Genomic DNA, 13284 nt, shown 5'->3' on the forward strand with positions numbered 1-13284 from the left:
CCGGTATGCCCGTCACCGGGCGCCCTCCGGATGCGGGGTTCACGTCCCGGTCACCGAGCCGTCGGATCTCGGCGAGCAGGTGTGGCGCGGGTACGGGCTCGAAGGAACGTGGCGCGAGCGGGCCCGGAGTACGACGCCACCGGAAGGATCCCGCCACACCGCGATGGACCTCTGTGCGCAAGAGGCCGGTGCCATACGCGGCGACGAGGGCACGGTCGCTCACGGCCGGGCCGCCCCGGCGGGGTCATGCGGCTCCGTACCTCTTCGGTCCTGGCGTTCCCGCAGACGCTCCACTTCCCGGAGCACCTCCGGAAGGATGGCCGGGGCCCAGGCGTCCTTGCGGCCCGTGGTGCGGCTCACGGCGGGCACCGGTGGGACCACGGCAGTGTTCGGACGCTCGGCGAGGGCGGCGACATGCCCTGCGCACACAGGACTCTGCCAGCCTCCCGGAGGAAGAGCGGGCGCGAGCACCACCGGCACGGTGCAGCACTGGATGGCGAGCAGCGCGGGGCTGTCGGCCAGACCGAGCGCACAGCGGGCCAAGAAGTGGAAGGTCGCCGGATACACGAGGACGGCTTCGGCCCACTCCGCCCACTCGACGTGCAGTGCACTGGGCTCGTCGGCGGGCCACGTGTCGGTGCGCACATCGGTGCCACGGTGGTCCATGAGCGCCTGCAGGGTGACGAAGCGCTCCGCACTGCGCGTCACGACGACCCTGGTCTCCAGCTCCGGATACACCTGGCCCAACCAGGTCAGCCAGAAAGGCATGTTGGAGGCGGATGCGGAGCCGGTGACCACCACCAGCAGCCGCGAGATGCCGAGCGGCGGTACGCCTGGGGCCGGCGTGGCTTCGGTGCTCACAGCGCGGCCTCACGGATGATCTCGTCGAGCTCGGTGAGGGCGGTCTGTGACCCGTACAGCGTGTGTACACCGGACAGGTTGACGACCACCTCGTCCACACCGGAATCCCAGTAGCGGTGGATCGCCTCCGCGAGTTCCCGCACGGTTCCGTACAGGAAGGCCCCGCTCTCCAGCAAACCCTTGGCGCCGGACTCCAGGTCCGACGGATCGGTGTCGACTCCTGCCCGCCGCAGCATGTCCTGGTAGTGCGGCAGCCGCAGGTGTCCGGTGTTGCTGGCGAGAGCGAGCCGCACCGGGTCCCGCTTCGCTCCACGGATCGCCATCGGCACCATGGAGACGACCTGGGGCGCCGTGCGCCGCCCCGCCTCGGCACCTTCGGCGAGTGCGGGCCGGAGCGTCTGCCGTACGTAGTCGGCGGGAGTGAGCCAGGTGATGGCGACGTCGGCAAGCTCGCCTGCCACGCGGGCCATGCCGGGGCGCAGCACTCCGAGCCCGATCTGCACCGGAGGTGCGGGCAGCGGGTGCAGTCCGCCGTTCACCTGGAAGATCTCACCGTCGAGTACCGTCCCCTGCTCGCCTTCGAGTAGTCCCCGCACCACGGACACGTACTCCCTGACCGCGGTCAGCTGACTGCGGTAGGGGGATCCGAGCAGACTCTGCTGGAAGGTCCTGGCACCAGGGCCGAAGCCCGCGACCACGGGGTGTCCGGTGGCCGCCGCCAGCGAACGGGCCTGGAGGGCGGCCTCGTAGGGGTGTCGCAACGGCATCAGCGTGACACCGGTTCCGACCGGCACACGGAACCCCGCGGCGGCGGCGTAGGAGAACGACTGGAAGGGGTCGATCAGAGTTCCCTGCCCCTGCCAGAGGCGATGCGCCGGGCTCCACTGCAGATACGCTGCGTACGGGACGATATGTTCCGGCCGGTGCGGAACGAACGGGACTAGGACGGAAAGTACGGGCAAGGTTTTTCTCCTGGAGGGCCGACCCGGCCGAACCGGGCGGCGCGATGAGGCCCGGGGCGCTGCCGGTCGGCGCCGGGGCCCACGGACCGCCGCAGCGGGCGCCGTCTCTCCCGGCACCCGCTGCGGCTCGGCTTCACACCTGTGGGGTGTGAACCCCGTCAGCAGCCGTGGTCGACCGTGGCGGTGACGGCCTGCGACGTGGCGAAGCTGGCGGCCGCGCTCTCGATGGCGCTCAGCACGCACAGCGGCGTCGTCGCCGGCGCGTCGACCGTGGCCTCGACGGTCAGGCTGTCAGCCGACACGTACTCCCCGTAGTGGGAGATCAGCTCCATGGTGGTGGCATTCTGCGACATTTTTTATGCACTCCTGTTGTCTGTTGTTCGGAAGGCGTCTGCCGATCGGAAAGAAGGGGTCAGCAGCCCTTGTCGAAGGTGGAGGTGACCACGCTCACCGCGGCCGAGGCGCTGGCGGCACACGCGGCCGAGCTCTCGGCGGAGATCACCGAGACGCAGACGAACGTGGTGGCCGGTGCCTCCGAGGCGGCGGCGTCCAGCTCGGTCGCGTCGGCGTAGGTGCCGTAACCGGCGATCAGCTCCATGGTGGCGTTCTGCATCAGATTTCCCCTTGTTTGGTTTTCCCTTGATTCCCCGTAGGCGGAGGCGATCCAGCCGGGCCGGGGCGGAAGCAGGGGATGTCGAGCCCTCTCCCTGCAACCGTCCCGGGCCGGTGGCGCACGCCCAGGTCTTTCGAGCTGTCTGTACGAGGTGCGAGGCGCCCTTACGGGGCCGTGATGTTCGCCGACGGGTCGTCGGGGTCGATGCCGGCCTCGGTGAAGCGGTCCACGATCACATCGGCCAGCGACCCCCCGTCCTTGCGGTGCTCGATCAGGGCCTGCGCGAGAACACCCGCGCGGTGCTGGCCGAAACTCAGTCCCCGCATGCCGCTTCGGGAGTCCGAGGGTTCCCAGGCCACGGCCACTCCGTCCGCAAGCGGCCGTGCGAAAGCCGAGACGCCCGCGCCCAGCCCCGGCGCGCCCGACAGGGCGTCCGCGAGAGGCCCGGCCAACTCCCAGGAACCCTTGCGGAGATAGACCACCAGTCCGTCGCGCCGCGGGTACAGACGGCGGACCGAGAGCACCTTCGCCCGGTAGTGCGCCTGGCGTTCCTCAAGGAACTCCAGAGCCCTTCCCCACACCTCTCCCGCTCGGTCCGCGTCGACGAGATGCACGTACACCCTCAGTACGGCCCCGCCGCCCGACGCCTGCCGGGATCCGTCGACGAGGAAGAACCCGGGTGACAGGGCAGGCCGGGCGGCCGGCACGTCCAGGACCACCCGTGCCCCCTCGACCAGCGGCCCCGGAGCGCTGATCCGTTCGCGAGGCGTCCACACACGCACCCCCTCGCGCTCCAGCAGCACCCGGGTGTCGTCCGCCTCCGGTTCGGCGCGCACCAGTCCGGACGCCCGCGTGGTCCGGTGCGGAACCCAGCCGGCCAGCTCCTGTTCGAAGCGGGCGTCCCTCGTGCGCCATGGGACCGGAGTGGGCTCGACGGGCAACCCCGCGTGCAGCACCTCGTAGATACCCAGAGCCAGCAACCTCTGGAGCTCACGGGGGTTGTCCGCCTCGATGTCACGACCGGCGACGGTGGCCGTGCGGAGGTCATCGGCGATTTCCACCGATCGCGCCGCATCCTCCACCGAGCGCGCCGGGATGCGGACTCCTGTGGTCATCACGCGACACCTCCCAGACCAAGAGTTGCGGCGAACCGCTCGGGGGCCAGCAGCGCGGCCCGGCCGACTCCGGCCGCCGCGCGTTCGATACCGGAGACCCGTGTGCTGCGTTGGGAACTCGCGATCAGCCGGTCCAGAGCGTGCCAGCCCGCAAAGGCGGTGGCCCGTACCGGAAGTGACGAGTCGGCCGAGGGTCGGACCTCGCGGTATCCCCTCCAGAAACTCTCCACCCGGGGACGGAGCCGCCCCAGCTTCGCCGCACCTCGTTCCACGATCACTTCGTGCGTCAGATCAAAATCCACGAACGAGCTGTCACCGCGGTCCGTGACAATATCGAGAACAGCGCGGTACAGCCATTCACCGGCGAAACTCCCGATATCGCGTGCGGCATCAGCAAGGCGGAATTCCTCCCAGTCCGTGATGTGCAGAGTCCCGTTGGACACAAGAATCTGATCCAGCCTGAGATCGCAGTGACTGGGCACCTTGACGGCACCCTTCTCACTCTCCAACAGTTTCTCCAGCCCCTCCTGCAGCGCCTTGTCCCCCTGCAGCAGACCCCACACAGTCATCTGACCGAAGCTGAACTCCTGGAACATCTCGTCCGAGATTCCCCGGAGCAGCTTGGGGCTGGGCAGCACGGGTGGGACGGTCTCCAGCTCCACACCGTGCGCGTCGGTGACGTGCACGCGGGCGACGGCTCGCCCCGTCGCGTACGCCAACTCGTCGTCGAACGCCTCGTCCACCATCATCCGGGCGCCGGACTCGGCCTCCTCGACACACGTGAAGGCGACCACACACGCCTCGGCGTCGCTTCCCAGCAACTCCGGCCTGGCCAGCACGTCCTGCGGTATCCGGTCCCCGAACTCCTCGAAGGCCAGCATCCTGTTCAGGCGCTCCGCCGGGCCGGCTCCTGAGCCGGTGAGCCGCTTGGCGAAGATGTGCCGACCGCTCCGTGTCCGCCCCTTCCACACGTCGTTGCGGCCGGGCGCCGCCTCCAGCGTGTCACGGTCGAACGTCCCTAGCCCCAGACGCTCAAGCAACGCGTCAACTTCAGGAACACTGTCCAGGTCAGCGGGTACAACCCTGGCCTCCACCAGCTGTCTTCCTTCTGTCGCTCGATGTCGTTCTGAACTCGATCAACAATGACGACTGAGCACGTGGAACTCCACCCCTGAGAGAGGCAGTCGGCTGCCAATTCGTTGGCAGCCGACTGCCAACGGGGAATGGCAGGCAACTGCCACTCACCACCCGGGTCGCCGCGACTCACCAGTGCTATACAGGAGAACCTCGCGCGCCGTTGAAATCGGTTTACGCCGCGGTTTTCTGACGCCCCGTAAGTGTGAGCAGGCCCACATCCGCCACATATCGCTGCAACTCCGAGAAGGCCCACGTGCTCTTCCGTCTCCTTCGTAGCCGACTACGCCCGTACCGCCGGCAGGTGATGCTTCTGCTGCTGCTGCAACTGCTGCAGACCGGCGCGACCCTGTGCCTGCCCACACTCAACGCCTCAGTCATCGACAACGGCCTGGTCCGGGGTGACAGCGGCTATGTGCTGCGGATGGGTGCCCTGATGGCCGGGGTGACCCTGGCGCAGGTCGGCTGCACCCTGGGAGCGACCTACTGGAGCGCACGGACGTCCATGGCGGTCGGGCGTGACCTGCGTGCGGCAGTCTTCGACCGTGTGATGTCGTTCTCCTCGCGGGAACTGCGCCGGTTCGACGTGCCCTCGCTCATCACGCGCACCACCAACGACGTCCAGCAGGTGCAGATGCTGGTGCTGATGGTGTTCGCACTGGCCGTCGTGGCACCGGTGACATGTCTGGGCGGGATCGTCCTCGCGCTCCAGCAGGACGTCCCGTTGTCGTCGCTGCTGCTTGCCTTCGTGCCGGTCCTGGCCTTCCTCGTCGCTCTGCTCGTACGCGGCATGCGCCCGCTCTTCCGTCAGATGCAGGAGCGTACGGAGGCCGTCGCCCGGGTCCTGCGCGAACAGATCGCCGGGGTGCGGGTCATCCGGGCCTTTGTCCGGGACGACCACGAACGGGAGCGGTTCGCGCGGGCGAACACAGGACTGACGGATGTGGCCCTCCGATCGGGCCGGCTGCTCTCCCTGCTCTTCCCCGCCGTGTTGCTCGTGGTGAACGTCTCCAGCATCGCCGTGGTCTGGTTCGGTGGTCAGCGCATCGCCCAGGGCGACATGGAGATCGGCGCGCTGACAGCCTTCCTCAGCTACCTCATGCAGATACTGACCGCGGTTCTGATGACGACGACCGTGTTCATGCTGCTGCCCCGTGCGGAGATCTCCGCCGACCGCATACGCGCGGTACTCACGGTCGAGAACAGCGTCCTTCCGCCCTCGTCCCCCGTGACGCAGCTGCGCCGACGAGGCCACGTGGAACTGCGCACGGTTGAATACCGCTACCCGGGCGCCGAGAAGCCCGTCCTGACGGACGCGTCCCTGACCGCGCGGCCCGGTCGGACCACGGCGGTCGTGGGCTCCATGGGCTGCGGGAAGTCGACCCTGCTGGAGCTGGTCCTCAGACTCAGCGACCCGACGAGCGGAACGGTGCTCGTGGGTGGCGAGGACGTCCGCTCGCTGGCACCCGACGTGCTCTCCGCCTCCATCGGGTACGTCCCGCAACGGCCGTACCTGTTCGCCGGCACGGTCGGGTCGAACCTCCGCCACGGACGGCCGGAGGCCACGGACGCCGAGCTGTGGCGGGCTCTGGAGACAGCCCAGGCAACGGAGTTCGTCACGGCTGCGGGGGGCCTGGACGCCGCGGTCACCCAGGCGGCCACGAATCTCTCAGGTGGGCAACGCCAACGGCTCGCCATTGCCAGGGCGCTGGTGGGCGAGCCGGACATCCACCTTTTCGACGACGCCTTCTCGGCACTGGACCAAGGGACGGAGCTCGCTCTCCGTAGGGCGCTGGCGCGGGACCGCGGCACGGCAACCACCTTGCTCGTCACGCAGCGCGCCACCACCTTCCGCAGCGCGGACCACATCGTCGTACTGGACGAGGGACGCGTCGTGGGCAGCGGCACCCACACCGCTCTGATGGCGACGGACAGGATCTACCAGGAGCTGGTGCTCTCCCAGCTCACCGAGGAGGAAGCCGCGTGACGGCCAGGAAGGGCGGCGTGACGGCCGTGGAGAGCCCGGAGGCAGCTGACGGGACCGCACGGCTGTCGGACTTCCGCGGCTCCGTGACCCGACTGCTGAGCACCATGGGGCCGGACCGCCCGCTACTCGTACTCACCGTGCTCTGCGGCATCACCGGAATCGCACTGACCGTTCTCGGTCCGGCACTGCTCGGGCGGGCGACGGACCTGATCGTGAAGGGCATGCTCGGTGGCCGACTGCCTGAGGGCCTGACCCGCTCCCAGGCGAGCGATGCCCTGCGACGGAGCGGGAACGACGGCCTGGCGACGCTGGTCGAGAACCTGCACGTCGTCCCGGGCACGGCCATCGACTTCGACGCGGTCGGAACGGTCCTGCTGTGGGCCCTGCTCGCGTACGCAGGCGTGTCCCTCATCGGATTCGTCCAAGCACGGGCCGCGACGGCACTTGTGCAACGAGCGGCGTTCCGGCTGCGCCGGGACATCCAGGAGAAGCTGTCGCGGCTGCCACTGAGCCACTTCGAGGGACAGTCCCGCGGCGATCTCCTGTCCCGGGCGACCAACGACATCGACAACATCCAGCAGACACTCCAGCAGACACTCAGCCAGATCCTCACCTCATTGCTGACACTGGTGGGTGTACTCGCGATGATGTTCTGGATATCGCCCTTGTTGACGCTGGTCGTTCTGGCCACCGTCCCGTTGTCCGTGTGGGTGGCGGCGCGGCTGGGCAGACGCGCACAGCCGCAGTTCGTCCGCCAGTGGCAGACGACCGGGGCGCTCAACTCCCACATCGAGGAGATGTACACGGCGCAGGCACAGGTACGGGCCTTCGGGCGGCAGAGCGAGGCCGCAGCCGCCTTCCGGAAACACAATGACGAGCTCTGCCAGGTGGGGGTCAGAGCCCAGTTCGTCTCCGGCTCCATCCAGCCCGCCATGACGCTCCTGAGCAACCTCACCTATGTGCTCGTAGCCGTCATCGGCACCCTCCGTGTGGTCTCCGGCACGCTGTCCATCGGTGAAGTCCAAGCATTCGTCCAGTACGCGCGCCAGTTCGGCCAGCCGCTCTCCCAGCTGGCTTCTGTGGCCAACCTGCTGCAGTCCGGCGCCGCCTCGGCCGAACGCGTCTTCGAACTTCTGGACGCCCCGGAGGAGCGCGAGGACGCCCGGGAGCGGTCCGGTGCCGGACAGGCCGGCGGTGAGGCCAGCCGCGAGGGCATCGGCCGGGTGGAATTCCAGAAGGTCTCCTTCCGCTACGCGGAGGACCGACCGCTCATCCACGACCTGACACTTTCCGTCCCTCCCGGCCGGACCGTCGCCGTCGTCGGTCCCACGGGAGCGGGCAAGACCACACTCGTCAACCTGCTGCTCCGGTTCCACGAGGTTCAAGGCGGTCGCATCACGCTGGACGGTACGGACATCAGCACCATGTCGCGAGCTCGCCTTCGTTCCCGGATCGGCACAGTGCTCCAGGACACCTGGCTCTTCGGCGGCACCGTCGCGGAGAACATCGCCTACGGGGCGCCGGACGCCACGCAGGACGAAATCGTCGAGGCCGCGCGGGCCACACAGGTGGACCGGTTCGTGCGCACGCTGCCGGAGGGATACGACACCGTGCTGGACGAGGAGGGCTCCAACATATCGGCCGGCGGCCGACAACTGATCACCATCGCCCGTGCCTTCCTGGCGAAGCCGACCGTTCTGGTCCTGGACGAGGCGACCAGCCAGATCGACCCACGCACCGAACTCCAGATTCAGCGCGCCATGGCACGCCTGCGCGCGGGCCGCACCAGCTTCGTCATCGCACACCGGCTCTCCACGATCCGCGACGCGGACACCATCCTGGTGCTGGACAACGGTGCTGTCGTGGAACAGGGCACGCACGACACCCTCGTGAGCGCGGGCGGCACATACGCACGGTTGTACGGGGCGCAGTTCACGGAGCTCACTGGGGCGCCCGGTTAGGCATCGCCGAGGCGTCCAACTTGACGGCCACCGTCCCCGTCAGGCGATAGCGGCGATGTCACCATCATCGAAATAAATGGCTTGGTGCAGACGCCCGCCGAGCGCGGCGGCAAACCGCGCGAGAACGTCCTGTCCGGAGACATTCCCCCGCTCGATCTGCGACACACGGCCCTTGGTGACTCCCATGCGGTCGGCCACGTCCTGCTGGGTCAGCCCACGGGCACGCCGCAGCTCCGCCAGACGGCGACCGGTCACCTCAGCGAGAAGTTCCTCCTTGCCTTCCCGTACGGCCTCCTCTCCACCGGCGCGGGCGACGTGCTCTGCACGGATGTCCTGCCAACGGGTGTAGCCACTCATGATCGTCCGCCTTCCCGGGTTCGTTCTTTCACATATGTCTCGTAGCGCCGTTCGGCCAGAGGGATCGCGTCCCGATACCACTCGTTCCATCGGCCCGACTTGTCTCCCGCGACCAGCAGAACACTGCTGCGCCAGGGATCGAAGGCGAACAAGATCCGAACTGTCTCCGGTCGCAGCTCCTTCAGGTTCGCCATCGACGAGCCGTGAATGGTGTCGACCAGCGGCCGCCCCAGCCCAGGACCTCCCTCGGCCAGCGCGTCCAGCGCCTGCACGACCCGTGCTAACGCCAGCCCGTCCAGGCCGTCGATCCACTCACGAATCTCGTCAACGAGGAAAATCTCCCACTCACCTTCCACGAGTCGAGTATAGCTATCGCTATACCTCGCGGCCACCGGAGAGGAAAGCACCGGATCGCGGGCCCGGCCGACCGAATCAGGTCAGGTACCTCCTGATCACCTGGCGAAGCATGCTGCCCGTCGTGGCGGTCACCGTCCACAGCGGACAGTCCCGACTGTTGCTCTCCGCCCCCTCGATCTGCCTAATCCTGGGCTGGACCTACCTGGTCAATGACGAGAAGATCTCGTCGATCGTCTACTACGTCCGCGACCAGCTGGGGCCGCGTCTGGGGGGGGGCTCTCCTCAGCCCGGGGCACGGTGTTCGGCTGGGAGATCTACCACCGCAACGTCGCGGGCCGCACCATGCGCAAGCGTCTTCAGACCGCGGTGGACCTGTTCACGTACCTGATCCTACCGATGGTCTGCACGATCGCCTTCTGGTGCCCTCCAACCGCTCGCCCCCTGCTGGTGTTCACTTCTGTCGTGCAGACGCTCGCCTTGGCTGTACTGGGCTGGCAGTTCCTGCGCCGTACGGAGCGATAGCACCAAACCATGGCGGGGCACGCGTACGACGCCTGGTCGCGAGGGCCCCGTCCGGATGCCCAAGGGTGGGGCAAGCCGGACGGGGTCCACCCGGGGTGCGTCAGGTGCGCTTGCGGCGGCGCATCATGGCCAGGGCGCCCGCGCCCGCGGCCACCAGGGCGGCGCCCGCCGCGGCGAGCGGGGCCGTGGCCGAGCTGGAGCCGGTGGCGGCGAGGTCGGCGGAGGAGTCGCCGGAGGGCGTGGCGTCCTTGCCCTCGGCCGGTTCCGAGCCGCCGCTCCTGACCTCGGTGCCGTCACCCGTGCCGTCGCCCGCGTCGGTGTCCGAGCCGGTGTGCTCCGGGGCGGGTGTCGCGGCCTTTTCGGCGGTGGTTCCGGCGGAGAGCTTCTCGCCGTCGAGGGAGACCTTCACCGTGGCCTTGCCGCCCCCGGAGGAGACGACCGCCACGGAGACCTTGCTCGCGCTGTCGTTGACGGCGGTGATGGCGTCCGCGTCGGCCGGGGCGTCGTTGCCCGCCGTCTTGTTGGCCTCGGTCATGTCGATCAGCGAGGAGGAGCCGTAGGCGTCGCCGGGCACCCGGTAGGCGTGTACGCCCTCGATGTCGCCGTCCAGGGTGCCCGCCGTGTGGCGGTACTCGATGACGAGCCGGTCCTTGCCCATCGGTATGTCCAGGGCGCGGGTTCCGCCACCCTCGCCGTGCAGCGACCGCAGGGTGTACGTCCCCGACTTGTCGACCTCTGCGGCCTCGCTGCCGGAGAGCCACCCGGCGTGGATCATCTCGGGTGCGGAGAAGCCCGTCGCCGGGCCGCCGCCACCCATGAGCGACTTGGCGCTTGTGCCGTCCAGCTTGCAGTCGGCCAGGTCGCCGTCGGTGCACATCGAGCGGCCCTGGTGGGCGAAGCCCAGGTTGTGCCCGAACTCGTGGCCGACCACGCCCAGTCCACTGGCCGTGCCGTACAGGTTGATCCAGGTGTACGGGCCGGGTACGGAGCCGAGTCCGGCCCAGTCGCAACCGGCCTTCTGCGCGGGGAAGACGATGGACAGGCTCTCGTAGTCCTCGTCGCGCACCAGTCCCTTGGCGGCCAGCGCTTCCTGCGTCAGCGTGTTGATCTTGTTGTGGTCGCAGCCGGCGGCGGTCATCGGCAGCGTGATCGGGCCGACGACCCCTTCGTCGACGGCGGGGACCGTCGTGTACCGGCCGCGTGAGACCTCCGTGTAGAACGAGGCCAGCGAGTCCTTCCGCGTACCGAAGTACGTGTCCGGCGTGCCCGCCTTCACGGCGTCCGCGTCCTCGAAGGACGCGTCGCTGAACTCCACCATGACGGGGAGGGTCTTCCTCTCGACCTTGCTGTCGTCCGCGTGCGCCGTGGCGGGGAGGGCGCCTGCGGTGAGCGCCGCGACGCCTGCGGCCAGGGCGATGCGGCCAAGGGCGATGCGGCCAGGGGCGGATGTCTTCATGAGGTCCTTTTTCCTTCGGAAGTGGTTCCGAGGGGAAAAGAGGGTGCGCCCCGGGACCCATCCCGCGACTTTGCCGTTTCTTTACCCTGGCCGCTTCACCCGGGGAGCAGCGCGGGCTCGAAGCGGAATCTCATGGACGCCGATCCGTAGTAGTAGCGCGTGGTGCCCACCGACACCCCGTGGTCCTCGTCCTTGTCCGCCTTCGCCCACTCGACGAGGCCGAGATGCCGGGTGCCGTCGGCGGTCCGCAGGGCCGCCTCCCCCTTGGCGGTGTCGGCCCAGAGATTCCAGAGCTGGTTCTTCTCCGCCGCGTCGCAGGGCCGCTGTTCCACCGGGGCGTGGTCCTCCGTGCCGCCCGAACGCGTCAGGCACAGCCCGCTCCCCTCGTTACGCACCTGCGTACGCCCCCGGTCGCCCTCGTACGGCTCGAGCAGGACCCACCGCTGGTGCTCCCCGTCGTCGCACGAGGCCTCCACGGGCCGGGCCCCGGCACCGGCTCCCGCCGTGACGCTCATACAGCTGCCGGTCGACACGAACCGCAGGGTGCTCGGCCCGCCCAGGGCGGACGCCGCGGGTTCCGGGGGCGCCGAGGAGCCCCTGCCGGACGGGGAGGAGGACGGGGAGGACCCGGACGGGGAGGGGGACCCGGTCACCGAGGGGGACAGCGAGGCCTGGGACACGGAGGGCGCCGCAGCGCCGCTCACCGCGGGTGCCGGCCGGTCCGCGGGTTCCTCCCCGCCGCCGGGCCACAGCGCCCAGCCGCCGAGCAGCAGCGCCACCGCGCCCACGGCCAGCGCGCCGGCCTTCACCCCCGCCGCACCGCCACCGGACGCGGCGGCGTGCCCAGAGGCACCCGATGCCGCCACGGCTGTCGCGCGGGCCTCCAGATAGGCCGGTCCGCCGAACAGCAGCACTGCCACCGGAAGCACCGTACGCAGCCGCTGGTTGAGGTCGGTCAGCTCCCGGGCCGCCCTGCGGCACCGTCCGCACCGCTCCAGATGGCGGTCCAGCCGCGGGTCGTTGCTCGGGCGGGACCGCCGTACCGCCGCGGCCAGCAGGTCGCCACATCTGCGGCACTCCTCGTCGGCGGCGCCCTGCGTGGCGTGGGCGGCCAGATACGCCTCCCGCAGCCCTTCCCTGGCGCGCGAGGTCAGCGAGGCCACCCCGCTGGGGGTGAGGCCCAGGACGTCCCCCACCCGCGCCGTGGGTTCCTCCTCCACGACGCAGTGCCAGAGCACCGCCTGCCACCGCTCCGGCAGGGAGCGGAAGGCGGCCGCGACCATGCCGCCGTCCTCGGCGCGCAGCACGTGTTCCTCGGCACCCGCCTCCGCCTTCGCCGCCCCCGCGCCCTCGCGCCGCCGTGCCGCGGCGTCCAGCCACGCCCCGAATCCGGGGGTGAGGTCCACCCGGCGGTCCCGGTCCGCCCAGTCGGCGGCGGTGTGGCGCACGACGGTCAGCAGATAGGGCCGCCAGGCCTCGGCCGGGCCCTTTCCGTCGCGTACGGCCCGCACGGTGCGGGCGAACGCCTCCGAGGTGAGGTCCTCCGCGGTGTGCGGGTCGCGGCAGCAGTTCCTGGCGTACATCAGGACGGCCGGAGCGTGGCGGCGGTAGAGCTCGGCGGTCGCCCCGGCGTCGCCGTCGTCGCGTATCGCGGCCGTCAGCAGGGCGTCGGGCAGCGCCTCGGGGGGCCCTTCCGCGGCGTCCTCCGCCCGGTGCCGGCCGCCGGGAGCCCCGCTCCGGGGCCTGCCGGCGTTCCCACTGTCGTTCATTTTCCCTGCGCTCCGGATCCGTTCCGTAAACCGTTCCGTACGGCTCACGGCGCGCAGTCTTGCAGACTTCCGCGGGCGAGTTCCCCCGGACTCGGGCCGGTCGGCCGCCGCGCTGTCTCGCGCTGACGGGCCGTACGCAGGACACTGGGTGGTCCACACAAGGGATCCGGTCACGACCGGCCGACGTGCG

Annotated in this window: 12 protein-coding genes and 1 pseudogene; 3 read left to right on the plus strand and 10 right to left on the minus strand. The window is 69.7% G+C overall.

The window, feature by feature from the left end; genetic code table 11:
- Positions 1 to 219: 219 nt before the first annotated feature.
- The 6 genes from AB0C75_RS07745 to lxmK form a co-directional block, all read right to left on the minus strand.
- A complete protein-coding gene (locus AB0C75_RS07745) occupies positions 220 to 861 on the minus strand; it encodes a flavoprotein (RefSeq protein WP_362888123.1) in 642 nt (213 codons plus the stop codon).
- A complete protein-coding gene (locus AB0C75_RS07750) occupies positions 858 to 1823 on the minus strand; it encodes an LLM class flavin-dependent oxidoreductase (protein WP_362888125.1) in 966 nt (321 codons plus the stop codon). The genes AB0C75_RS07745 and AB0C75_RS07750 overlap by 4 nt, the downstream gene beginning before the upstream one ends.
- Positions 1824 to 1981: 158 nt before the next feature.
- Complete coding sequence (locus AB0C75_RS07755) at positions 1982 to 2176, minus strand: hypothetical protein (protein WP_362888126.1); 195 nt, start codon at positions 2174 to 2176, stop codon at positions 1982 to 1984.
- A 59-nt stretch (positions 2177 to 2235) separates the two neighbouring features.
- Positions 2236 to 2436, minus strand: coding sequence for a hypothetical protein (locus tag AB0C75_RS07760; protein WP_362888128.1), 201 nt, complete (start codon positions 2434 to 2436; stop codon positions 2236 to 2238).
- A gap of 164 nt (positions 2437 to 2600) precedes the next feature.
- Positions 2601 to 3551 carry a T3SS effector HopA1 family protein gene (locus AB0C75_RS07765; RefSeq protein WP_362888130.1) on the minus strand — a complete coding sequence of 317 codons (951 nt, stop codon included), beginning with the start codon at positions 3549 to 3551 and terminating at the stop codon, positions 2601 to 2603.
- Positions 3551 to 4645 carry a class V lanthionine synthetase subunit LxmK gene (lxmK, locus tag AB0C75_RS07770; RefSeq protein WP_362888132.1) on the minus strand — a complete coding sequence of 365 codons (1095 nt, stop codon included), beginning with the start codon at positions 4643 to 4645 and terminating at the stop codon, positions 3551 to 3553. Before lxmK ends, AB0C75_RS07765 begins: the two co-directional genes overlap by 1 nt.
- A gap of 296 nt (positions 4646 to 4941) precedes the next feature.
- Here lxmK and AB0C75_RS07775 point away from each other — a divergent pair, with 296 nt between their 5' ends.
- Complete coding sequence (locus AB0C75_RS07775) at positions 4942 to 6672, plus strand: ABC transporter ATP-binding protein (protein WP_362888134.1); 1731 nt, start codon at positions 4942 to 4944, stop codon at positions 6670 to 6672.
- A gap of 17 nt (positions 6673 to 6689) precedes the next feature.
- Positions 6690 to 8633: an ABC transporter ATP-binding protein gene (locus AB0C75_RS07780; RefSeq protein WP_362888652.1), complete on the plus strand. Its 1944-nt coding sequence runs from the start codon at positions 6690 to 6692 to the stop codon at positions 8631 to 8633.
- A 39-nt stretch (positions 8634 to 8672) separates the two neighbouring features.
- Here AB0C75_RS07780 and AB0C75_RS07785 read toward each other — a convergent pair whose 3' ends face one another.
- Together AB0C75_RS07785 and AB0C75_RS07790 are read right to left on the minus strand one after the other, a co-directional pair.
- The gene (locus AB0C75_RS07785) at positions 8673 to 8990 is read right to left on the minus strand and encodes a helix-turn-helix transcriptional regulator (protein ID WP_362888136.1); all 318 of its coding nucleotides are present in this window, start codon (positions 8988 to 8990) and stop codon (positions 8673 to 8675) included.
- Positions 8987 to 9346 (minus strand): type II toxin-antitoxin system RelE/ParE family toxin, encoded by a 360-nt coding sequence (locus AB0C75_RS07790; protein ID WP_362888138.1) that lies wholly within the window; start codon positions 9344 to 9346, stop codon positions 8987 to 8989. The genes AB0C75_RS07785 and AB0C75_RS07790 overlap by 4 nt, the downstream gene beginning before the upstream one ends.
- Before the next feature lie 119 nt (positions 9347 to 9465).
- Between AB0C75_RS07790 and AB0C75_RS07795 the strand changes: the two are divergent.
- A pseudogene (locus tag AB0C75_RS07795) lies at positions 9466 to 9869 on the plus strand (hypothetical protein); the annotation flags it as partial.
- Between the two features lie 100 nt (positions 9870 to 9969).
- On the opposite strand, the gene AB0C75_RS07800 reads toward AB0C75_RS07795, so the two are convergent.
- Both AB0C75_RS07800 and AB0C75_RS07805 read right to left on the minus strand, forming a co-directional pair.
- On the minus strand, positions 9970 to 11325 hold the full coding sequence (locus AB0C75_RS07800; RefSeq protein WP_362888140.1) for an LAETG motif-containing sortase-dependent surface protein: 1356 nt from the start codon (positions 11323 to 11325) through the stop codon (positions 9970 to 9972).
- A 95-nt stretch (positions 11326 to 11420) separates the two neighbouring features.
- Entirely contained in the window at positions 11421 to 13094 is a 1674-nt protein-coding gene (locus AB0C75_RS07805; protein WP_362888142.1) for a sigma-70 family RNA polymerase sigma factor, read from the minus strand.
- Positions 13095 to 13284: the final 190 nt, after the last annotated feature.

The sequence above is a fragment of the Streptomyces sp. NPDC048565 genome (assembly GCF_040650935.1).
GTDB lineage: Bacteria > Actinomycetota > Actinomycetes > Streptomycetales > Streptomycetaceae > Streptomyces.

Bases quoted from the DNA above. Each gene is read 5' to 3' on its own strand.
- AB0C75_RS07800 (WP_362888140.1), bottom strand. From the start codon at position 11,325: ATGAAGACATCCGCCCCTGGCCGCATCGCCCTTGGCCGCATCGCCCTG.
- AB0C75_RS07755 (WP_362888126.1), bottom strand. From the start codon at position 2,176: ATGTCGCAGAATGCCACCACCATGGAGCTGATCTCCCACTACGGGGAG.
- AB0C75_RS07760 (WP_362888128.1), bottom strand. From the start codon at position 2,436: ATGCAGAACGCCACCATGGAGCTGATCGCCGGTTACGGCACCTACGCC.
- AB0C75_RS07805 (WP_362888142.1), bottom strand. From the start codon at position 13,094: ATGAACGACAGTGGGAACGCCGGCAGGCCCCGGAGCGGGGCTCCCGGC.
- AB0C75_RS07785 (WP_362888136.1), bottom strand. From the start codon at position 8,990: ATGAGTGGCTACACCCGTTGGCAGGACATCCGTGCAGAGCACGTCGCC.
- AB0C75_RS07765 (WP_362888130.1), bottom strand. From the start codon at position 3,551: ATGACCACAGGAGTCCGCATCCCGGCGCGCTCGGTGGAGGATGCGGCG.